The sequence below is a fragment of the Amycolatopsis orientalis DSM 40040 = KCTC 9412 genome (genome assembly GCF_000478275.1).
Taxonomy (GTDB): Bacteria; Actinomycetota; Actinomycetes; order Mycobacteriales; family Pseudonocardiaceae; genus Amycolatopsis; species Amycolatopsis orientalis.
In genome coordinates, this window is record NZ_ASJB01000093.1 from 84,836 (window position 1) to 103,373 (window position 18,538).

The window sequence follows — 18,538 nt, forward strand, 5'->3', positions numbered from 1 at the left end:
AGAGGAGAAGAGGAAGGAATTCAGTGCGCGGAAAGCTCGCTCGACTCGTAGACGCTCGCGTCCGGGGCGATGGCCTGGTGCTTGGCCGCCGAACCCTTGGCGGGCCGCTCGAACTTGTAGCCGACGTTGCGCACGGTCCCGATCATCTGCTCGTGCTCCGGGCCCAGCTTCGCGCGCAGGCGCCGCACGTGGACGTCGACCGTGCGGGTGCCGCCGAAGAAGTCGTAACCCCAGACCTCCTGCAGCAGCTGGGCGCGGGTGAACACCCGGCCGGCGTGCTGCGCGAGGTACTTGAGGAGTTCGAACTCCTTGTAGGTGAGTTCGAGGGTGCGCTTGCGGAGCTTCGCGGTGTACGTCGCTTCGTCGATGACCAGCTCGCCGACCCGGAGTTCGGCGTCGACCTGGGCGGCGCCGCCGTCGCGGGTGGTGACCAGCCGCAGCCGGGCGTCGACCTCGGCGGGACCGGCCGTCGGGAGCAGGATGTCGTCGGTGCGCCATTCCGCGCTGACCGCGACCAGGCCGCCTTCGCCGACGACGGCGATGATCGGCGTGGAGGCTTCGTCCTCACCGGCGCCCTTGAGCAGACGGCAGAGGCTCTTCGCGGAGGCGAGATCGCTGCGGGCGTCGAGGACGATGACGTCGCGGTGGCCCGCGTCGAGCAGCGCGGTCACTTCCGGCGGGCGGACGCGTACGGTGTGGGGCAGCAGATCCAGGGCGGGCAGTACCGAAGTGGCGTCTGCTTCCGCGGTCAGTACCAGAAGGTCCAGGCTCATCGCCGCACCGCCCTTACTCGTAGTCGCCTCGAACGTGGCTACAGCCGGTGCTTAGTGAGAATAGCGGGTGAACAGCCGGACACCTACCCCGTGCTGGATCGATCACACCTGCACAAAGAACAACCCGAAGGAGATTCGACGCGATGGTGAGCAGGCCCGTGGCGCAGGACGACCGACCGTCCCCCGGCCGGTCCGCCAAGCGACCGAGGCGCCGTGGCCGGGGCTGGCTGATCGCCCTCGTGGTGCTGGTGGTGCTGCTGGTCGGGGCCGATTTCGGGGCGGCGGCCTTCGCCGAGCACACGATCTCCCAGAAGGCCCGCGAGCAGTTGAACCTGACCAACGATCCGGCGGTCACGGTGCACGGTTTCCCGTTCCTGACCCAAGCCCTTTCGGGTGACTACAGTCACATCACCATCAACGCCCAGGGCGTCGCCGTCCCGCCGAAGTTGCGTGACGTGGACTTCAACGCGGAGATGAGCGACGTCACGGCGCCGCTCTCGGACCTGACGTCCGGCAACACGAAGTCGATCGTCATCGGCACGCTCAAGGGCGAAGTGACCGTCAAGGCGTCCGACATCGCGAAGCAGGCTCCGCTGGACAAGATCGAGAACCTCAAGATCGAGCCGGTCACCGAGGACTACGTCCGCAACGGCGAGAACGGCCAGGGCGAGACGACGCCGCCCACCACCAACGCGCAGGGCGAACCGATCGACAGCTCCAGCGCGGGCATCCGGCTGTCGGGCAACGTGCAGATCGCCGGGCAGAAGGTGGAGATCTTCTGCTTCGCCATGATCGAACTGAACGGCCAGAAGATCAGCATCGAGCCGAAGCGGCTGCAGTTCGGGAATGACAAGGAGACCACCGTCGTTCCCCAAGCAGTACAGGACGCGCTGCTGCCGAACTTCAACGCGACCATCGACACCGGCGCGCTGCCGTTCTCGGTGACCCCGACGTCGGTGCGCGTGAACAGCGGCTCGGTGACCATCAAGGGCGAGGGCAAGAACGTCGCCTTCAGCGGAGCGAAGCCACGAGGTTGATCGACACAGGGGTGATCTCGAAGTGACCGGAGTGTGGGTGCTGCTGGGCGTACTGGCGCTCGGCGGAGTGGCCGGCGCGCTGCTGCGGGCGCGCAACGGCCGGATCCGCGCGGCGAAGCCCAGCGCCCCCGCACTGCCCGGCCGCGTCTCGGGCGCCCTCGCTCCCGAGGGCGTCACCCTCGTCCAGATCTCGACCACCTTCTGCGCGCCCTGCCGCCACACCCGCGTGATCCTGTCGGCCCTCGCGGACAAGACCGACGGGCTGACCCACGTCGATCTCGACGTCACCGAGACCCCCGAAGTCGCCAAGGCGCTTTCGATATTGCGGACTCCGACGACGCTGGCCTTGACACCGGACGGCCGGGAGGTCTTCCGTGTCGGCGGCGTTCCCCGAGGTCAGGAGCTTCTCGAAGCCCTGAAGCCCCATCTGGCGAACGCCTGATCCCGCTTTTTGGGAAGCGTCCCAAGGTGTGAACACGGTTCCCAACCTGAGGGAGCTCTGCGTACCCTCGTGCCCGTGAACAGGCTGCCCCGAACCTTGCTGACCCAGCGCCGCGCAGTGGATCTGTGCCGCGTTCGCAGCAGCCTGTGTCCGGCTCGCTGAGCGCGTCTTCGCTGCTTGCGCGTGCCCTTCCGGCGCGCACTTCTTCCCTCTCATCGCAGGAGGATCCATGTCCGCAGGACCGGCCGTCGACCCGCGTGGTCCGCGTTTCGCCGCCATCCTGACGACGATCGTGCTCGCGGTCGTGCTCATCACCCAGTGGTGGCCATTGCTCGCGGCGCAGGCGGTGGTGTTCGCGATCGGCGCGTTCGTCGGCCTCAAGCCGGCGCCGTACTCACTGGTCTACCGGTACCTGGTCGCGCCGCGCCTCGGCCCGACGACCGAACGCGAGGACGCCGCCCCGCTGCGGTTCGCGCAGGCGGTCGGCTTCGTGTTCGCCGTCGTCGGCACCGTCGGTTTCGCGACGGGCCTCACCGCGCTCGGGTTCGTCGCGACGGCGTTCGCGCTGCTGGCGGCCTTCCTCAACGCGGCGTTCAACTTCTGTCTCGGTTGCGAGATGTACCTGCTCATCAAGCGTTTCAGTCCCAGCCCCCGCGCGTCCTAACCCAGAAAGAGAGTCAGCTCCATGAGCCGTGAAGACGTCCTGGTCACCACCCAGTGGGCCGAGGAGAACCTGGACACCCCGGGTGTCGTGTTCATCGAGGTCGACGAGGACACGACCGCGTACGACAACGGGCACATCCGCGGGGCGGTGAAGTTCGACTGGCGCAAGGACCTGCAGGACGGGGTCCGCCGCGACTTCGTCAACAAGGAAGGCTTCGAGAAGCTCCTGTCCGAGAAGGGCATCTCGAACGACGACCGCGTCGTCCTCTACGGCGGCAACAACAACTGGTTCGCCGCGTACGCCTACTGGTACTTCAAGCTCTACGGTCACGAGAACGTGCAGCTGCTCGACGGCGGCCGCAAGAAGTGGGAACTCGACGGCCGCGAGCTGAACTCGGAAGAGGTCAAGCGCGAGCCGACCGAGTACAAGGCCAAGGAGCAGGACCTTTCGATCCGCGCGTTCCGCGACGAGGTCGTCTCCGAGATCGGCAAGAGCAACTTCGTCGACGTGCGCTCGCCCGACGAGTTCTCCGGCAAGCTGCTCGCCCCGGCGCATCTGCCGCAGGAGCAGTCCCAGGTCCCCGGCCACATCCCGGGCGCGCTGAACGTGCCGTGGGCGAAGGTCGCCAACGAGGACGGGACCTTCAAGACCGAGGAAGAGATCAAGGAGCTGTACTCCGACGAGGGCCTCGACGAGTCGAAGTCCACGATCGCGTACTGCCGGATCGGTGAGCGCTCGTCCATCGCGTGGTTCGCGCTGCACGAGCTCCTCGGCCACGAGCAGGTGAAGAACTACGACGGTTCGTGGACGGAATACGGCTCGCTCGTCGGCGTGCCGGTCGAGTTGGGAGCGAAATGATGGCGGCAGACGACAGCTGCGGCGCGCCGGTCCAGGAGGCCACGCCCGCTGATTACGACACGCGTGGCCAGGTCGTGCTCGCGGGCAAGGTGACCGGAGCGGAGGGGCCCGTCGGCGGCGCCTTCGTGCGGTTGCTGGACGGCGGCGGCGACTTCACCGGCGAGGTGGTCTCGTCGGCCGACGGCGACTTCCGCTTCTACGCGGCTCCCGGCGACTGGACGGTGCGCGCGCTGCACAAGAGCGGGAACGGTGAAGCGTCGGTCACCGCCCAGGGTCCCGGTGTGCACCAACTCCAGGTCTCCGTGGCCTGACGAGAGCCGAAAGGGCCCTTCACCGCATGTCATGCGGTGAAGGGCCCTTTCGTCGCATCTGACGCGGGGAAGGCGTCCTTCACGCGCGTCGGGCGGGTTGTGGGGACGGCCACGTGACCTCGGCAGGCCTGTCCGGGCAGGTAGCGACTAAAGTGCGTTTCGTGGAGATCCTGTTTACGACTTTGCTGGTACTCGCCGGCGTCGCGATCACGTGGTTCGCCGTGTACGTCGTCTACCGGCTTTACGCGGACCAGCGCTGACCCATGACGGCTAGTGGCGACGAGGCCATCCAGGCCGCGGAGAAGCGCGCGGAAAACACGCGCGACCGAAACCTCCCCCAGTTCGACGACATGCCCATCCCGGGCGACACGGCGAACCTGCGCGAAGGCCCGAACCTCAACGACGCCTGCCTGGCGCTCCTGCCGCTCGTCGGCGTGTGGCGCGGCGAGGGCGAGGTCGACTACCCGACCATCGACGGCCCGTACCGGTTCGGCATGCAGCTGACCATCGCGCACGACGGCCGTCCCTTCCTCACGCACGAGGCCCGCGCCTGGCTGCTCGACGAAGACGGCAAGGTCATCCGTCCGGCCGCGCGCGAGTCCGGGTTCTGGCGCCCGCAGGCCGACGACACGATCGAACTGCTGCTGACCCACAACACCGGCATCGTGGAACTCTTCTACGGCAAGCCGCGCGGCAAGGCCTCGGTCCCGGCCTGGGAGCTGGGCACCGACGCCGTCGTCCGCACCTCCTCCGCGAAGGACGTCACGGCTTCGCAGCGGCTCTACGGCATCGTCAACGGCGAACTCGGCTACGTCGAGGAGCGCGCCATGATGGGCCAGGAACTGCAGCCGCACACGTCGGCGCTGCTGCGTCGCGTGGTGGGCTGACCGTTTCCCGTGCGGTGGCGTGCCTACGGCGAGCACGCCGCCCTGCTCGACTGCGATTCCCTGCCCCAGATGAGCGCGGCGCACGCCACGATCGCGGCCACGCGCCCGGACGGCGTCGCCGAACTCGTCCCCGGCGCCCACAGCCTGCTCGTGGTGGAGACCCCAGGTTCGGGCGCCCTCGCGGCCGTCCGTGAACTCCTGTCCGGCGCCGACCTCGAACATCCGCCCGGCGGCGAACCCCGCGAGATCACCCTCGACGTCACCTACGACGGCGAAGACCTCGAACTCGTCGCCGAGGACGCCGGAGTGTCCACAGAGGACGTCGTGCGCCTGCACACCGACGCCGTCTACACCGTGGCCTTCACCGGGTTCGCGCCCGGTTTCGGTTATCTGACAGGGCTTCCCGAACCACTCCGGCAGCCGCGGCTGCCGACCCCGCGCACCCGGGTACCGCCGGGTTCGGTCGGGATCGCGGGCGAGTTCACCGGCGTGTACCCGCGGGTCTCACCCGGCGGCTGGCGGCTGATCGGCCATACCCGGGCCGTCCTGTTCGACCCGCGCGCCGATCCGCCCGCGTTGCTGGCGCCCGGCGACCGGGTGCGGTTCCGGAGCGCCGGATGAGGGCCGTCGAAGTGGTCGAGCCCGGTCCGCTCGCGCTGGTGCAGGATCTCGGCAGGCCCGGATACGCGCATCTCGGCGTCCCGCCGTCCGGCGCGCTGGACGTTCCCGCGCTGAAGCTGGCCAACCGGCTCGTCGGCAACGACGAGGCCGCCGCGGGCGTCGAGTGCCTGTTCGGCGGTCTGCGGCTGCGCGCGAAGACGTCCTGCACGATCGCGGTGACCGGACCACCCGTCACCGTTCGCGTGGACGACCGCGACGTCGGCTCGCACGCGCCCGTGTGGCTGGCCGCGGGCCAGGTCGCGTCGATCGGCGCACCCGCCACCGGATTGCGGTGCTACCTGGCGGTCTCCGGCGGGATCGCGATCGACGCCGAACTCGGCAGCCGGTCGCGGGACGTCCTCTCGGAGATCGGGCCCGCGCCGCTGCGGGCGGGCGACGTCCTCCCGCTCGGCCCGCCGTCGGTGTCCGGCGGCGCCGACGTCGTACTGCCCACGGTGGCTCCGGCGGAACTGGTCGTGCGGGTCGATCCGGGACCGCGGGCTCATTGGTTCTCGGGGTTGGCGGCGGGGCTCGCGAAGACCTGGACGGTGACCGCGGAATCCAACCGCGTCGGACTCCGGCTCGACGGCCCCGCCCTGACTCGCGGGGACGAATACGCGGAGCGGGAGTTGCCGAGCGAAGGCCTGCTGACCGGTGCCGTGCAGGTGCCGCCGAGCGGTTTGCCGGTGGTGTTCTTGGCGGATCATCCAACTACCGGTGGTTATCCGGTGGCAGCCGTGGTGAGACAGGCGTCACTCCCGTCACTCGCGCAGGCCCGACCCGGAACCCTTCTCCGCTTTCACTCGTCCACGAGGATGTGGAACAGGTAAAGGTCGCCGGTGGCACTGGTGTCATCGACACGAATTCGGTCCCAACCCAGCCAGAACTGCCGCAGTCGCTGCGGATCGCGCTGGCCACCGGTCAGATGCGGCGCCCGCTCGGCGACACGCTCCGCCCGCTTCTCGATCTCTTCGCCGACGGCGAGTACCAGGTCACCGGCCCCGAACGGCTGGCCGAAGACCGCTACCTGACGCCGAGCGCCGACTGGCCGCCCGCCGACGTCTCGCGGGTCGGCTACTACCGGACCGCGATCAAGAGCGGGCACCGGCCGGTCGCGGTGGTGCTGGAGACCGCCGACGCCGCGGTGATCCTGGACGGGCACCACAAGATCGCGGCCTACCGCGAGGAAGCGATCCTGCCGCATCTGCTGATCATCAGCCCGCTCAGCTGATCGTGTACTCGCTCTCGTAGGCGGCGACCAGTTCGGCGTGTACCGCGCTGGAGTCGCCCAGTGCGACGCCGTCGAGCGTGTGCACGCTGGTCAGCTTGCGGACCGACGAGGTGAGGAAGAGCCCGTCGCCCTCGCTGAGGTCCGAGACCTGGAGCGGCTCGACCTTGATCGACCAGCCCGCCCGCTCGGCCCCGCGGAACAGCGCCGCCTGCGTCGTCCCCGGCAGGATGCCGATGGTCGCCGGCGGCGTGTAGAGCGTCTTGTCCTTCGCGAGGACGACCGTCGAAGTCGGCCCTTCGAAGACCGAGCCGTCGGCGGCGGTGAAAATCACATCGCTCGCCCCGCGGCGGGCGGCCTCCCGCAGCGCGGCCATGTTGACGCCGTACGAGATGGACTTCGCCCCCAGCAGCAGCCACGGCGCGCGCTGGGCGAGTTCGGGGTCGATACCGCGTTCGAGGGTGATCGCCGCGACGCCTTCGACACGGGCGCGGAGGACCTTCTCGTCGATTTCCACGCCGAGCGCGAACCCGAACGGCTTCGCCTCCGGATCGCCGTCGATTCCCCTGGTGTACACCAGTTTCAGCGCGATCTCGGCGCTGCCCGACCAGTTGTCGATGACGGTCTGTGCGGCACGTTCCCAAGCCGCGAGGTCCGGCTCCGGGAGGTCGAGCATGGCGGCGGAACGGGCCAGCCGGTCGAGATGCGGACGCAGCTCGCGAGGTCGTCCGTCGACTACGAGGATCGTCTCGAACACGCCGTCGCCGCGAAGCAGCCCGAGATCGTCCACCCGCAGGTGAGCGGCTTCGGGGTCGGCCAGGGTCCCGTCGAGGAAGGCAAGCACGCGCATACGGACACGGTACTCACTAGCATGGGTTTTATGCCCTACCGCTCCCCCTTGCTGGACCTTCCCGGACCGATCGCGGCACCCGACGGGCATCCTGAAGAGGGTGTCCCGTGGCACTGGGGAGATCCCTTCGCCGAGCAACGGACGGCGACGCGCGGCGCGGTCGTGATCGACCGTTCGCACCGCGAGATCCTGGCCGTGACCGGCGAAGAACGCTTGTCCTGGCTGCATTTGGTGATCTCGCAACACGTCACCGGGCTCGCCGAAGGCACCGGCACCGAGGCGCTCGTCCTGGACAGCCAGGGCCGCGTCGACACCCACATGGTCGTCGCGCACGCGGACGGCACGGTCTGGCTCGACAGCGACCGGGGCGCGGTGGCGTCCAGCGCGCTGCCGTCCGGCGGCAAGCAGCCCCTGCGCGAGTACCTCGAAGCGATGAAGTTCTGGTCCAAAGTGGACATCCGCGATGTCTCCGGTGAACTGGCGCTGCTGACCGTCCTCGGCCCGGACGCGGACCGCGTGCTGGCCACCGTCGGCGTCTCCTTGGCCCCGGAACCGTATTCGGTCGCGACGATCCCCGGCGGTTTCGCGCGGCGGATGCCGTGGCCGGGGCGGTACAGCGTCGACCTCGCCGTCCCCCGCGCCGAGATCGCCGAGTGGTGGCGCCGCCTGACCGACGCGGGCGCGCGACCGGCGGGCAGCTGGGCGTTCGACGCGCTCCGGGTCGAGTCGCTGCGGCCGCGGCTGGGCATCGACACCGACGAGCGCACGATCCCGCACGAGGTGAACTGGGTCGACTCCGCCGCGCACGTCGCGAAGGGCTGTTACCGCGGCCAGGAGACCGTCGCGAAGGTCCACAACGTCGGGCGGCCGCCGCGGTACATGGCGCTGCTGCATCTGGACGGTTCACCGGAGATCACGCCGGAGACCGGCGATCCGGTGGTCGTCGGCGAACGGACCGTCGGGCGGGTGGGCAGCGTGGTGCAGCACCACGAACTGGGGCCGATCGCGCTGGCGCTGGTCAAGCGCTCGACGCGACCGGGTGCCGAGCTGCTGGTCGGTGCCGAGGACCGCGTGGTGCAGGCGGCCATCGACCCGGACTCCGTGCCGGGTGAGGCGCCCGCTCCCGGACGGGAAGCGGCTCAGCGACTGCGGGGCTGAGACTTCAGGCTTGGTGGCTCACGCCGTGACGGTCTCCTTGCCTACCTTGAGGGTAGGGAAGGAGACCTTCACGGCTTCCGCCTGTCGGGGCTTGGCGGCCGGTCCGGGAGCGACCCCTTGGGACCTCTAGGTCTCGTGAAGTTCCCCTCGCCAGGCGGTGCGGCGCGACTTTGGCCTCGGTGGTCACAGCTGCCTCACTTGCCACAACGGCCGCACGCGAAGGCTCCCTTCCCTCGGCTGAGCGCTGGAAACTCGCCCTTCGCTCAGAACCGAAGTACGTGATGGCCCCCTTCACTGCGCTAGACGCAATGAAGGCGTCCTTCACGTACTTCCGCGCACCCGCCGCCCCTCCCCCACCCACGTCAGCCATCCACAAGTTGTCCACAACTCTGCCCACCTGTGGACAACTCGGCCGACCAGCCCTTTTCCACCCCCACCCCCGGTAGACTGGACCAGGGGCCGCCCCCGGGACGGGTGGGGGGCGCGCTCTGGAAGGGACCGAAAGAGCGGTGGGCCGTCGGAGGGTTCGGCAGGGGGCGAAGGATCCTTGTGGTATCGCGCCCTGCGGAACATTTCCGCTGGAGCGCGATAAGCTACGCGCGTGATCGAAGTCCGGCCCGGTGGTCGCCGTCGTATCGACCGCGTGCTCGGCCCTGGGTATCTCAGCGACCTCGGCGAGCTGCCCCTTTCCGTGCTGCGCGAGCGCCGTGACGAGGCCGCGCAGGAGGAGACAGACCTGTCCTACCTGCGGCGGCTGCTGCACGCGCGGATCGACATCGTGCGGGCCGAGCAGGAGCGCCGGAGTTCGGGCGGGGAGCGCAGCGTCGTCGAGCGGCTGGCCGCGATCCTGGCGGACAACGCGATCGGTCCGGCCACGGGTTCGGGCAGGCATCAGCGGCTGGAGCCGTCGCGGGCGGGTGAGCACCGGCGGTTCGCCGAGGCGCTCATCGGCGACACGGACCTTTCCGACGTGAGCACCCTGTCGGACGAGAAGCTGGTCAGCGCCCTCGACAGGTACGCCGACGAAGAGGTCTCCGTCTCCTCGTACCGCCGTGAGGTGCAGGGCGTGATGGACACGATCAACGCCGAGATCGCGACCCGCTACCGGAAGGGCACGGCGTCGGTCGACGATCTGCTCGACACCGAACGCGGCGGGCCCGAGTGACGAATCCCGTCCTGGTCGAGGTCGTCCGGTCGGGTTTCGTGGAAAGCACGCACCGCGGCGCGCTGGTGATCACGGCCCCGGACGGGTCGGTGCGGTTCTCCGCGGGCGACATCGAGCGGCCGGTCTATCCGCGCTCCTCCAACAAACCGCTCCAAGCCGTCGGGATGCTGCGCGCCGGTCTCACCATCGGCGACGAAGACCTCGCACTGGGCTGCGGATCGCACAACGGCGAGCCCGGCCACGTCGAGGGCGCCCTGTCGATGCTGTCCCGCGCGGGGCTGACCGAGGACGCGCTGGCCTGCCCGCCCGCCTTCCCGCTGCACGAGCCGAGCATGCTCGCCGTGGCCGCGGCCGGGAAACGCCGCGCCGCCATGAACTGCTCCGGCAAGCACGCCGCCATGCTCACCACCTGCGCCCAGCTCGGCTGGGCATGCGCGGACTACGCGTCGGCGACCCATCCGCTGCAGAAGATCATCCAGGCCACCATCGCCGACCTCACCAGCGAACCGATCGAAACGGTCGGCGTCGACGGCTGCGGCGCCCCGCTGTTCGCGTTCTCCCTCACCGGCCTCGCCCGTTCCTTCGGCAGGCTGGTCACCGCCATGGGCGGACCGGAACGCCGGGTCGCGGACGCCGTCCGCGCGCATCCCTGGCAGGTCGCGGGCACCGGCCGCGAGGACACCGTGCTGATGCGGAGCGTCGAAGGCCTGCTTTCGAAGGGTGGCGCCGAGGGCGTGCACTCGTTCGCGCTCCCCGACGGCACCGCGCTGGCGCTCAAGATCGACGACGGCGCCGCGCGGGCCAGGCTCCCGCTGCTGCTCGCGACCCTGCGTCACCTCGGCATCGACCCGGGCGGCGAAGCGGAACAGCTGTCCGGGTCGGCCGTGCTCGGCGGCGGGAAACCGGTCGGCGAACTACGCGTCGCCGCCGGTCTGTTCGGCTAGTTGGCGCGTTCCCGCGCGGCCAGGTCGCCCCAGAAGTCCCGCAGGTCGGCGAACAGATCCGCCAGCTCGTCGACGTTGCCGGTGCGGAGCGCGTCGAGAATGTCGTGCACCTCTTCGGCGGTCGTGTCGGCCTGAAGGATCGAGTCCGCGAAGAGCTGTACGAGACCGCCGTAGTCGAGTTCGACCGCGGAGCCCGGGTGGAAGCTGTCCAGCCAGCGTCGCGTCTCGTGCAGTACCCGGCCGGGCCCGGAGTCCCCGAAGGTCGCTTCGAGCAGGTCGCCGACGTCGCGCGCCCGATGACGCGCATCGGCCATCGACACCCGCCACGACACTTCGCGCTCCGGGTCGTCGCGGCCCTTGCCCAGTTTGACCCGGCGCATCCCGGGGTCGAACAGGACGAACCACGGGAGCGGAACGGTCCACGTCGTCGAGAGTGTGTGCGAGGCCGAAGCGGACAAGTCGCCGATAGCCGACTTCGCCCGCGAGCGGATCACGTCGAGCGAAGCACCGCCCGCGTCGAGTACCGCGTTCTTCAGCGCCGGATGCGCGTCGCCGAGGAAGGTCACCAGCGCCGCGGCCGAACGCGCGCGGATCTCCATCGGGCAGACCAGCGGCCCCGGGCCCGCGTCACCGTGCTCACCCTCCGGCACGTCCTCGGGGTCCAGGACGAGCACGTCGGTGAGCAGACTGGGGGCTGGCCGGCCGTCCGCGAGCTCGGCGGGCAGCAGCCGCCCGACATGCTGTGACTTGAGCCACAGTGCCTGCTCGCGCGTCCCCGCGGCCGAACGATCGAGCCGGGCCGCTTCGACGGCCTCGAGCAGGCGTTCGTCCGGTGGATCACCCAGCGCGAGCAGGGGCTCATAGACGCGGAGATAAGCCGCGAACGGACGGGGCACACGAGCATCGTGACACGCCGACCTGCGACTATCGCCACCGACCGGCCGGTAACCGGCGTTCGGGGAACACTGTCGCCACCGGCACACCGTGCCACGTCGCATCCAACCCCCCGGACACGGTACGGTGTCAGCAGGAAAGAATTGTCGAGACGATGCGGGGCCGCCGATTCCCCCGGCCGCCCCGCCCCTGTGCGAGGGGGTCGAGCCATGGGGCGCGGCCGGGCTAAGGCCAAGCAGACGAAGGTGGCGCGCGAGCTCAAGTACAGCTCGCACGAAACCGACTTCGATGCTTTGCAGCGCGAGCTGTCCAGTAGTTCCTCGGAAGACAGGCACGAGGACGACAAGCGGTATGACGACGACCCGTACGACGGGTACGACGAATACCGCCGCTGAGCAACGCGTGACACGCGAGGGTGGTCGGGGCTTGCCCCGGTAACCACCCTCGCGTGTCGCGTGCTGCCCAAAAGATGGAGGAGGTGCCATGTCCGACGTATCGCGAGTAGGTGTCATCGGAGCCGGTCTCATGGGCTCGGGCATCGCCGAGGTGCACGCACGTGCCGGTCTGGACGTGATCGTCACCGAGGTGAACCAGCCGGCGCTGGACTCCGGGCGGGCGCGGATCGAGAAGTCGCTGCAACGCGGCGTCAAGAACGGGAAGCTCTCGCAGGAGGACGCCGACGCGGCGCTCGGACGGCTTCGCTTCACCACCGAGATCGGCGAGTTCGCCGACCGTGACCTCGTGATCGAGGCCATCCTGGAACAGGAGCAGGCCAAGGTCGAGGTGTTCCGGTCGCTGGACAAGATCGTCGAGCGCGAGGACGCCCTGTTCGCGTCCAACACGTCTTCGATTCCGATCATGAAGCTCGGGATGGCCACGAACCGCCCGCAGCAGGTGGTCGGCATCCACTTCTTCAACCCGGTCCCGGTGCTGCCGCTCGTCGAGCTGGTGCCCTCGCTGCTGACCAGCGACGACACCGCCCGCCGCGCGGAGGAGCACGCGACGTCGGCGCTGGCCAAGACGGTGATCCGGTCGCAGGACCGGGCAGGGTTCATCGTGAACTCCCTGCTCGTGCCGTACCTGCTTTCGGCGATCCGGATGATCGAGTCGGGCTTCGCGTCGGCCGAGGACATCGACCGCGGTATGGAGCTCGGCACCGCGCACCCGATGGGGCCGCTGCGGCTGTCGGACCTGATCGGCCTGGACACCATCAAGGCCATCGCGGACTCGATGTACGCCGAGTTCAAGGAGCCGCTGTACTCCTCGCCGCCGCTGCTGCTGCGCATGGTCGACGCCGGCCTGCTCGGAAAGAAGACCGGCCGAGGCTTCTACAGCTACTCCTGATCCCCGTCCTTCTCCCGCATTTAGTCCTCTGGATGCGGGAGCTGTGAACGCAGCTCAGCGACAGACCTGCTGAGCCCAGTGCGCTCGCGTGCGTCGAGGACTTCGGCGAAACTCGTCGGCGGAGCACGCCGGGAATCCGCGATCCGGAGCACCGCTTCGACAACGATTCGCCGGTGCAGGTCGATCCGGTCGAGGATGAAGTCGTCAGCGCTTTGGGCCTCGATGTTCCAGCGCTGAAGCGCGTGCCCCGGAAAGTCCCGCAGGTTCTCGGTCACGATGACCCGGGCCTGCGCCTTGATGGCGGCCGCGAGCACATGGCGGTCGTCCGGATCGGGCAAGCTCAGGGCGGGGATGAGCGGTTCATAGCCGGTGACCAGGCAATCCCGGACCGACCGGTTCATCAGTTCCCGTGTGCGGTCGAGCTTGCCCGGGTCGAGAAGGACCACGAAGGCCACTTGCTAGGTCAGCCCCATCTCCTGGTTCAGCGCGGAAAGCTCGTCCGCCGCCTCGCGGCGCCGCTGATCGTCGCGACTCAGATAGTCGCGCAGTGAACTCGCCTTCACCCGGCGATGTTTGCCGACCGTGCGGAACTCGATCTGCCCCGTTTCGAGCAGCCCGATGAGGTACGGCCTGGAAACGTTGAGCAGATCGGCGGCCTGTTGAGTGGTCAGCTCGGCGTGCGACGGAACGATGGAGACGCTCTCACCGGCCGCCACGAGCGCCAGGATCCGGGCCATCAGATCGACGACACCGCGAGGAATCACCAGCGACTCTTCGCGCTCATCGACGACGACCACACGCACGGTGTCCTGTTCATGGGGCCTGGCCAGATAAGCCTCGACGTGCGGAAGTGCTTCGAGCGCCACGTCGATGTCATGCCGCCCGGGGACGATCTGATCAATGGTCAGCGCACTCATCATCGCTCCCTGCCTGCGTGAACCCAGTACCGGCCATAAACGAATTATTCGCAACGAACGCAATAAACGCAACTCGATGGTGCGTTCACCTTGCGCGAGGGCAGCACACCTAGACTCGGGATCGTGGGACAGGGACAGCTGCGCGCGGGTTTGGTCGGGGCCGGTCCATGGGCGAAGACGGTGCACGCGCCGGGCCTCGCCGATCACCCCGGGACCACGTTGAGCGCCGTCTGGACCAGGCGTCCCGAAGCCGCGAAGGAGCTGGCGGAGGCGCACGGCGCCGAAGCGGTCGACAGCTTCGAAGAGCTACTGGACCGGGTGGACGCGGTCGCGTTCGCCGTGCCGCCCGCCGTTCAGGCGGAGCTGGCGGTCAAGGCCGCCGAAGCGGGCAAGCACCTCATCCTGGAGAAACCGATCGCCGCGGATCTCGACGGCGCGCGGCGGCTCGTGGACGCGGTCGACGCCGCCGGGGTGGCCGCTCTCGTGGTCCTGACCTTGCGTTTCTCGCCGATGACCCGTGACTGGCTCGACGGCATCAAGGAAGCGGGCGGCTGGCGCGGCGGCGGGGCGCGCTGGCTTTCGGGCGCGCTGCTCGGCGGGAAGTACCAGGCGTCGCCGTGGCGGACGGACTCCGGCGCGCTCGCCGACATCGGCCCGCACGCCTTCGACCTGCTGGACGCGGCCCTCGGCGAGATCACCGAAGTGCTGGCCGCCCACCGGACCGATGACGATCTGTGGCAGGTCTTGTTCGCCCACGCGGGTGGCGCGACCAGTACGGCGACCTTGTCGCTGCGGCTGCCGATCCAGCCGACGGTCGTGGAAGTGGCCGTGTACGGCGAGCACGGTTACCGCACTTTAGGACGGAAACCGGGGTCCGCCGGTGAATCGTTCACCGCGCTGCTGGACGATTTCGCCGCGATGGCGGCGAGCGGGACGACGTCCCACCCCTGTGACGTGCGTCGCGGACTGCACCTGCAGAAGCTGATCGAACGCGCGCGCGAACTCGCCGGGCACGGCAAGTAGTACACAGGTCACTCACAAGGCTTTTCCTTGTGCGATAACGCCTTCCACCAGTTGCTTCGCGGTCATCCACAGGTTTGTCCACAGGCTCCATTGTGGACAGTCACCGACTGGACCCAAGCATGGGAAAGCCTTTTCCGCTACCGGAAAAGATCACCTCATAGTGCGGCCGCTCCACCATGCCGAGTTGATCTTGCAATGCGAAGGTGATCTTGGGCGCTCCGGAAAGGAAGGGCCATGGGAGAGCTGCTCCGCGCTTTCGGCGCGATGATCCCGTTGACGATCACCGCGATTCCGTACGCATTACTCGGCTGGCCGCTGCTCGCGGCGCACCGGCGGCGAAGACAAGCCGACCGCTTCTCCGCGTCGGCGACAGCCGCCGTGGACATGACGCTGGCCTTGGCGTGCGTCCTGGTGTTATGCCTGGTCACGATGCCCGTGACCGGCGCGCAGGGCAGCAGGCTGAGCCTCGAACCCGGCACCGACCTGCGTCTCGCGCTCAGCGACAGCGCCAATCTTTGGCAGGCACTGGGCAACGTCCTCATGCTGAGCCCGCTCGGTGCCCTGCTCCCGTTGCGCTCGCGACGGCTGCGTTCGCTGGGCCGGATCGCGCTCGGCGCGCTGGCCGTCTCGGTGCTGGTGGAGGGTACGCAATATCTGATCCAGGCAGGCCGGGTGACCTCCGCCGACGACATCCTGCTGAACACCCTGGGCGCCGTGCTCGGTGCCGCGCTGAGCAAACGCCTCTGGCACCGGCTGGACGTCCGGCCGGCGGTGAAGATCCCGATGCAGGTCAGGAGGGTTTGCGAGGCCCCCGTGCGGCTGCGGGTGCCGAGGTCGGTGTGGGACGAGCGGTATTCGGGTGTCGCGCATCCGCAACGCCGGTAAACCGCTTGACCGTCATGCGAAAGTGACTGCGAAAGCCTTACTCACGCGGAAAGAGGGATGCCTCATGCCTGACGCCTTCAGCGGCGTCGGCACGAGCTAGCCGGCGCCCACGCCAGCTCCACACGCACGCGGTTCTCCCGTGCGTCCCTTCTTCTTGCCCGAAAGGCTTGTCCACCAGTGCTTTCCGAGACGATCCATGCTTTGCAGTCCTACATCCGCACGACCGCGGCGAAGTTCCGCGAAACCGAGCGGATCGGGCCGTTCCTGGCCACGTACTACCTCGAGGCCGACAGCCCCTTCCTCAACTACGCGATCCCCGATGACGGCGCCGTCCCCACCGGGGACGACGTCGACGCGCTGACCGAGGCGTTCCGCAGGCGCGGGCTCCTGCCGCGTCTGGAGTTCCTGACCGAGGCGGTTCCGGCTGCCGAGGCGGTCCTCGTCGGCCGCGGGTACACGCTGGAGCGGCGGGTCCCGCTGATGATCTGCACCCCGGACGACCTCGTCGACCAGCCGAAACCGGCCGGGATCAGCCTGCTCACCCCGAAGACGCCCGACGAGCTCCGGAAGATGATCCGGGCGCAGAACCTGGCGTTCGGGGAGACCGATCCCGATCAGCACCTCGACCCCTCACCGGATCAGCTGAGCGGCGAGACCCTCTCGGTGATGGCCGTCGGCGAAACCGGGGAGGTCGTCGGCGGCGGGGTCGCGACGCCGATCCTCGACGGCGCGACCGAGGTCGCCGGGATCGGGGTGATCGAGGAGTACCGGAGCCGCGGGATCGCCGCGGCGATGACGGCGTACCTGACGCGTGAGGCTCACGCTCGCGGTGGCCGGTCGGTGTTCCTGACCCCGGGAGCCGGGCAGGCGGAACGCGTCTACGGCCGGGTCGGCTTCAAAACCGCGGCCGAATGCGTGCACCTGTCACTCGTCTGAGTAGCCGCCGCGGCGAGTTCGTTTGACCTCGCCGCGGCGCTTCTTCGAGGCCAGACGGCGTTCCTTCGAACCCCGCGAGGGTTTGGTGGGACGCCGTTTGGCGGCCGGGGGCGCCGACGCCTCCAGCAGCAGCATCACCAGCCGTGCCCGCGCGGCTTCCCGGTTCATCAGCTGCGAGCGGTGTTCGGAGGCGGCGATCGTGACGACGCCGTCGACCAGCCGCGACGAAAGCCTGTCCAGCATCCTGGCCCGGAGGTGCTCCGGGACGGACGCCGAACCGGCCACGTCGAAGGACAGTTCGACCCGCGAGTCCGTGGTGTTCACGCCCTGCCCACCCGGACCCGACGACCGGGAGAACCGTTCGCTCAATTCGGCACCCGGGATCACGAACCGGGTGCCGACCACCACGTCATCAGCCACGGAACCAGTGTGACACCCGGGCTCAAGCAGATTCTTGAATGTGCGGGGTTCAGAAGCGAGGGTGGTCACCGGAGAGCACGGCGCGCGGGCCGTCCGGGTCCTCCGCGGGCTGGACGTCGCCGAGGATCCACGCCGGCACGTGCCGGGCGGTCAGCATCGCCAGCGCGCGGTCGACGTCGTCGGGGCCGACGATCGCGACCATGCCGACGCCCATGTTGAACGTCTTCTCCAGTTCGGCGCGCTCGACCTTGCCGCGGTGCCCGATCAGCGCGAACACCGGCGCCGGGGTCCAGGTGCCGCGTTCGAGCCGCGCGACCAGGCCACGCGGCATGACACGGGCGAGGTTCTGCTCCAGTCCGCCGCCGGTGATGTGCGCGAACGTGCGGACTTCGGCCTCGGCCACCAGCGCGAGGCAGTCCTTCGCGTAGATCCTGGTCGGCTCCAGCATCTCCTCGCCCAGCGAGCGGCCGAACTCCTCGACATGCCCGTCGAGCGGCATGCGCGCGATGTCCAGCAGCACGTGCCGGGCCAGCGAGAAACCGTTGGAGTGCAGGCCGGACGAGCCGAGCGCGAGCACGACGTCGCCGGGGCGGACCCGCTCCGGGCCGAGCACCGCGGACGCCTCGACGACGCCGATGCCGGTACCCGAGAGGTCGTAGTCGTGCTCGCCCATCAGGCCGGGGTGCTCGGCGGTCTCGCCGCCGAGCAGCGCGCAACCCGCGCGGACGCAGCCTTCGGCGATGCCGCCGACCAGCGCCGCGATCTTCTCCGGCACGACCTTGCCGACGGCGATGTAGTCCTGCATGAACAGGGGCTCGGCGCCGGTGACGACCAGGTCGTCGACGACCATCGCGACCAGGTCGATGCCGACGGTGTCGTGCTTGTCGAGCGCCTGCGCGACGGCGATCTTGGTGCCGACGCCGTCGGTCGACGACGCCAGCACCGGCTCTTTCCACTTGTCCAGCTTCAGGGAGAACAGCCCGGCGAAACCGCCGACCCCGCCCATCACCTCGGGCCTGGTGGCCCTCTCGGCGTGCGGTTTGAGCAGCTCGACGGCTTTGTCACCGGCGTCGATGCTGACGCCGGCGGCGGCGTACGTGGCGCTCGTGGACTCGCTCACGGAAGCGGACTCCAACTCTGGA

Annotated in this window: 24 protein-coding genes; 17 read left to right on the plus strand and 7 right to left on the minus strand. The window is 69.1% G+C overall.

Annotated elements, in window-relative coordinates; genetic code table 11:
• Positions 1 to 20: 20 nt before the first annotated feature.
• A complete protein-coding gene (locus L324_RS37915) occupies positions 21 to 773 on the minus strand; it encodes a winged helix-turn-helix transcriptional regulator (protein WP_037320410.1) in 753 nt (250 codons plus the stop codon).
• Positions 774 to 916: 143 nt separating this feature from the next.
• On the opposite strand from L324_RS37915, the gene L324_RS37920 reads away from it, so the two are divergent.
• The 9 genes from L324_RS37920 (at position 917) to L324_RS37960 (ending at position 6,863) form a co-directional block, all read left to right on the plus strand.
• Positions 917 to 1,810, plus strand: a complete 894-nt coding sequence (locus tag L324_RS37920) for an LmeA family phospholipid-binding protein (RefSeq protein ID WP_081736599.1) — start codon at positions 917 to 919, stop codon at positions 1,808 to 1,810.
• Positions 1,811 to 1,832: 22 nt separating this feature from the next.
• Entirely contained in the window at positions 1,833 to 2,252 is a 420-nt protein-coding gene (locus tag L324_RS37925) for a TlpA family protein disulfide reductase (protein ID WP_037320412.1), read from the plus strand.
• A gap of 229 nt (positions 2,253 to 2,481) precedes the next feature.
• Entirely contained in the window at positions 2,482 to 2,916 is a 435-nt protein-coding gene (locus L324_RS37930) for a DUF4395 domain-containing protein (RefSeq protein WP_037320414.1), read from the plus strand.
• A gap of 21 nt (positions 2,917 to 2,937) precedes the next feature.
• On the plus strand, positions 2,938 to 3,774 hold the full coding sequence (locus L324_RS37935; protein ID WP_037320416.1) for a sulfurtransferase: 837 nt from the start codon (positions 2,938 to 2,940) through the stop codon (positions 3,772 to 3,774).
• Positions 3,774 to 4,085 (plus strand): DUF1416 domain-containing protein, encoded by a 312-nt coding sequence (locus L324_RS37940; RefSeq protein WP_037320418.1) that lies wholly within the window; start codon positions 3,774 to 3,776, stop codon positions 4,083 to 4,085. Before L324_RS37935 ends, L324_RS37940 begins: the two co-directional genes overlap by 1 nt.
• A 263-nt stretch (positions 4,086 to 4,348) precedes the next feature.
• A complete protein-coding gene (locus L324_RS37945) occupies positions 4,349 to 4,972 on the plus strand; it encodes a heme-binding beta-barrel domain-containing protein (protein ID WP_037320421.1) in 624 nt (207 codons plus the stop codon).
• A 9-nt stretch (positions 4,973 to 4,981) separates the two neighbouring features.
• On the plus strand, positions 4,982 to 5,593 hold the full coding sequence (pxpB, locus tag L324_RS37950) for a 5-oxoprolinase subunit PxpB (protein ID WP_037320423.1): 612 nt from the start codon (positions 4,982 to 4,984) through the stop codon (positions 5,591 to 5,593).
• A complete protein-coding gene (locus tag L324_RS37955) occupies positions 5,590 to 6,462 on the plus strand; it encodes a 5-oxoprolinase subunit C family protein (RefSeq protein WP_037320425.1) in 873 nt (290 codons plus the stop codon). Before pxpB ends, L324_RS37955 begins: the two co-directional genes overlap by 4 nt.
• Complete coding sequence (locus L324_RS37960) at positions 6,450 to 6,863, plus strand: hypothetical protein (RefSeq protein ID WP_037320433.1); 414 nt, start codon at positions 6,450 to 6,452, stop codon at positions 6,861 to 6,863. Before L324_RS37955 ends, L324_RS37960 begins: the two co-directional genes overlap by 13 nt.
• On the opposite strand, the gene L324_RS37965 is transcribed toward L324_RS37960, so the two are convergent.
• Complete coding sequence (locus tag L324_RS37965) at positions 6,856 to 7,710, minus strand: aminodeoxychorismate lyase (protein ID WP_037320435.1); 855 nt, start codon at positions 7,708 to 7,710, stop codon at positions 6,856 to 6,858. The two genes, L324_RS37960 and L324_RS37965, sit on opposite strands and share 8 nt — an antisense overlap.
• A 30-nt stretch (positions 7,711 to 7,740) precedes the next feature.
• Between L324_RS37965 and ygfZ the strand changes: the two genes are divergently transcribed.
• From ygfZ to L324_RS37980, 3 genes are all read left to right on the plus strand, one after another.
• Positions 7,741 to 8,868: a CAF17-like 4Fe-4S cluster assembly/insertion protein YgfZ gene (gene ygfZ, locus L324_RS37970; protein WP_037320437.1), complete on the plus strand. Its 1,128-nt coding sequence runs from the start codon at positions 7,741 to 7,743 to the stop codon at positions 8,866 to 8,868.
• Positions 8,869 to 9,469: 601 nt separating this feature from the next.
• On the plus strand, positions 9,470 to 10,033 hold the full coding sequence (locus L324_RS37975) for an RsiG family protein (RefSeq protein ID WP_037320439.1): 564 nt from the start codon (positions 9,470 to 9,472) through the stop codon (positions 10,031 to 10,033).
• A complete protein-coding gene (locus tag L324_RS37980) occupies positions 10,030 to 10,977 on the plus strand; it encodes an asparaginase (protein WP_037320441.1) in 948 nt (315 codons plus the stop codon). The genes L324_RS37975 and L324_RS37980 overlap by 4 nt, the downstream gene beginning before the upstream one ends.
• Here the strand turns inward: L324_RS37980 and L324_RS37985 are convergent.
• Positions 10,974 to 11,873 carry a DUF8083 family protein gene (locus tag L324_RS37985; protein WP_037320447.1) on the minus strand — a complete coding sequence of 300 codons (900 nt, stop codon included), beginning with the start codon at positions 11,871 to 11,873 and terminating at the stop codon, positions 10,974 to 10,976. The two genes, L324_RS37980 and L324_RS37985, sit on opposite strands and share 4 nt — an antisense overlap.
• Before the next feature lie 207 nt (positions 11,874 to 12,080).
• On the opposite strand from L324_RS37985, the gene L324_RS37990 reads away from it, so the two are divergent.
• Together L324_RS37990 and L324_RS37995 are read left to right on the plus strand one after the other, a co-directional pair.
• Positions 12,081 to 12,266 carry a DUF3073 domain-containing protein gene (locus tag L324_RS37990; protein ID WP_007032561.1) on the plus strand — a complete coding sequence of 62 codons (186 nt, stop codon included), beginning with the start codon at positions 12,081 to 12,083 and terminating at the stop codon, positions 12,264 to 12,266.
• An 88-nt stretch (positions 12,267 to 12,354) separates the two neighbouring features.
• Entirely contained in the window at positions 12,355 to 13,215 is an 861-nt protein-coding gene (locus L324_RS37995) for a 3-hydroxybutyryl-CoA dehydrogenase (RefSeq protein ID WP_081736600.1), read from the plus strand.
• A gap of 20 nt (positions 13,216 to 13,235) precedes the next feature.
• On the opposite strand, the gene L324_RS38000 is transcribed toward L324_RS37995, so the two are convergent.
• Entirely contained in the window at positions 13,236 to 13,661 is a 426-nt protein-coding gene (locus L324_RS38000) for a PIN domain-containing protein (RefSeq protein ID WP_235783769.1), read from the minus strand.
• A 12-nt stretch (positions 13,662 to 13,673) separates the two neighbouring features.
• A complete protein-coding gene (locus tag L324_RS38005; protein ID WP_037320452.1) occupies positions 13,674 to 14,132 on the minus strand; it encodes a helix-turn-helix domain-containing protein in 459 nt (152 codons plus the stop codon).
• Between the two features lie 123 nt (positions 14,133 to 14,255).
• Between L324_RS38005 and L324_RS38010 the strand changes: the two genes are divergently transcribed.
• From L324_RS38010 to L324_RS38020, 3 genes are all read left to right on the plus strand, one after another.
• Positions 14,256 to 15,155, plus strand: a complete 900-nt coding sequence (locus L324_RS38010) for a Gfo/Idh/MocA family protein (protein WP_037320454.1) — start codon at positions 14,256 to 14,258, stop codon at positions 15,153 to 15,155.
• A 234-nt stretch (positions 15,156 to 15,389) separates the two neighbouring features.
• The gene (locus L324_RS38015; RefSeq protein ID WP_037320456.1) at positions 15,390 to 16,040 is read left to right on the plus strand and encodes a VanZ family protein; all 651 of its coding nucleotides are present in this window, start codon (positions 15,390 to 15,392) and stop codon (positions 16,038 to 16,040) included.
• 177 nt (positions 16,041 to 16,217) lie between these two features.
• Positions 16,218 to 16,976, plus strand: a complete 759-nt coding sequence (locus L324_RS38020) for a GNAT family N-acetyltransferase (RefSeq protein WP_081736602.1) — start codon at positions 16,218 to 16,220, stop codon at positions 16,974 to 16,976.
• Here the strand turns inward: L324_RS38020 and arfB are convergent.
• Both arfB and purM read right to left on the minus strand, forming a co-directional pair.
• A complete protein-coding gene (arfB, locus tag L324_RS38025; protein WP_235783770.1) occupies positions 16,965 to 17,396 on the minus strand; it encodes an alternative ribosome rescue aminoacyl-tRNA hydrolase ArfB in 432 nt (143 codons plus the stop codon). The two genes, L324_RS38020 and arfB, sit on opposite strands and share 12 nt — an antisense overlap.
• 49 nt (positions 17,397 to 17,445) lie before the next feature.
• The gene (gene purM, locus L324_RS38030; RefSeq protein ID WP_037320460.1) at positions 17,446 to 18,516 is read right to left on the minus strand and encodes a phosphoribosylformylglycinamidine cyclo-ligase; all 1,071 of its coding nucleotides are present in this window, start codon (positions 18,514 to 18,516) and stop codon (positions 17,446 to 17,448) included.
• Between the last annotated feature and the right edge of the window lie 22 nt (positions 18,517 to 18,538).

Bases quoted from the DNA above. Each gene is read 5' to 3' on its own strand.
- L324_RS37915 (WP_037320410.1), bottom strand. From the start codon at position 773: ATGAGCCTGGACCTTCTGGTACTGACCGCGGAAGCAGACGCCACTTCG.
- L324_RS37920 (WP_081736599.1), top strand. From the start codon at position 917: ATGGTGAGCAGGCCCGTGGCGCAGGACGACCGACCGTCCCCCGGCCGG.
- L324_RS37930 (WP_037320414.1), top strand. From the start codon at position 2,482: ATGTCCGCAGGACCGGCCGTCGACCCGCGTGGTCCGCGTTTCGCCGCC.
- L324_RS37935 (WP_037320416.1), top strand. From the start codon at position 2,938: ATGAGCCGTGAAGACGTCCTGGTCACCACCCAGTGGGCCGAGGAGAAC.
- L324_RS37940 (WP_037320418.1), top strand. From the start codon at position 3,774: ATGGCGGCAGACGACAGCTGCGGCGCGCCGGTCCAGGAGGCCACGCCC.
- L324_RS37945 (WP_037320421.1), top strand. From the start codon at position 4,349: ATGACGGCTAGTGGCGACGAGGCCATCCAGGCCGCGGAGAAGCGCGCG.
- L324_RS37955 (WP_037320425.1), top strand. From the start codon at position 5,590: ATGAGGGCCGTCGAAGTGGTCGAGCCCGGTCCGCTCGCGCTGGTGCAG.
- L324_RS37965 (WP_037320435.1), bottom strand. From the start codon at position 7,710: ATGCGCGTGCTTGCCTTCCTCGACGGGACCCTGGCCGACCCCGAAGCC.
- ygfZ (WP_037320437.1), top strand. From the start codon at position 7,741: ATGCCCTACCGCTCCCCCTTGCTGGACCTTCCCGGACCGATCGCGGCA.
- L324_RS37990 (WP_007032561.1), top strand. From the start codon at position 12,081: ATGGGGCGCGGCCGGGCTAAGGCCAAGCAGACGAAGGTGGCGCGCGAG.
- L324_RS37995 (WP_081736600.1), top strand. From the start codon at position 12,355: ATGTCCGACGTATCGCGAGTAGGTGTCATCGGAGCCGGTCTCATGGGC.
- L324_RS38005 (WP_037320452.1), bottom strand. From the start codon at position 14,132: ATGAGTGCGCTGACCATTGATCAGATCGTCCCCGGGCGGCATGACATC.
- L324_RS38015 (WP_037320456.1), top strand. From the start codon at position 15,390: ATGGGAGAGCTGCTCCGCGCTTTCGGCGCGATGATCCCGTTGACGATC.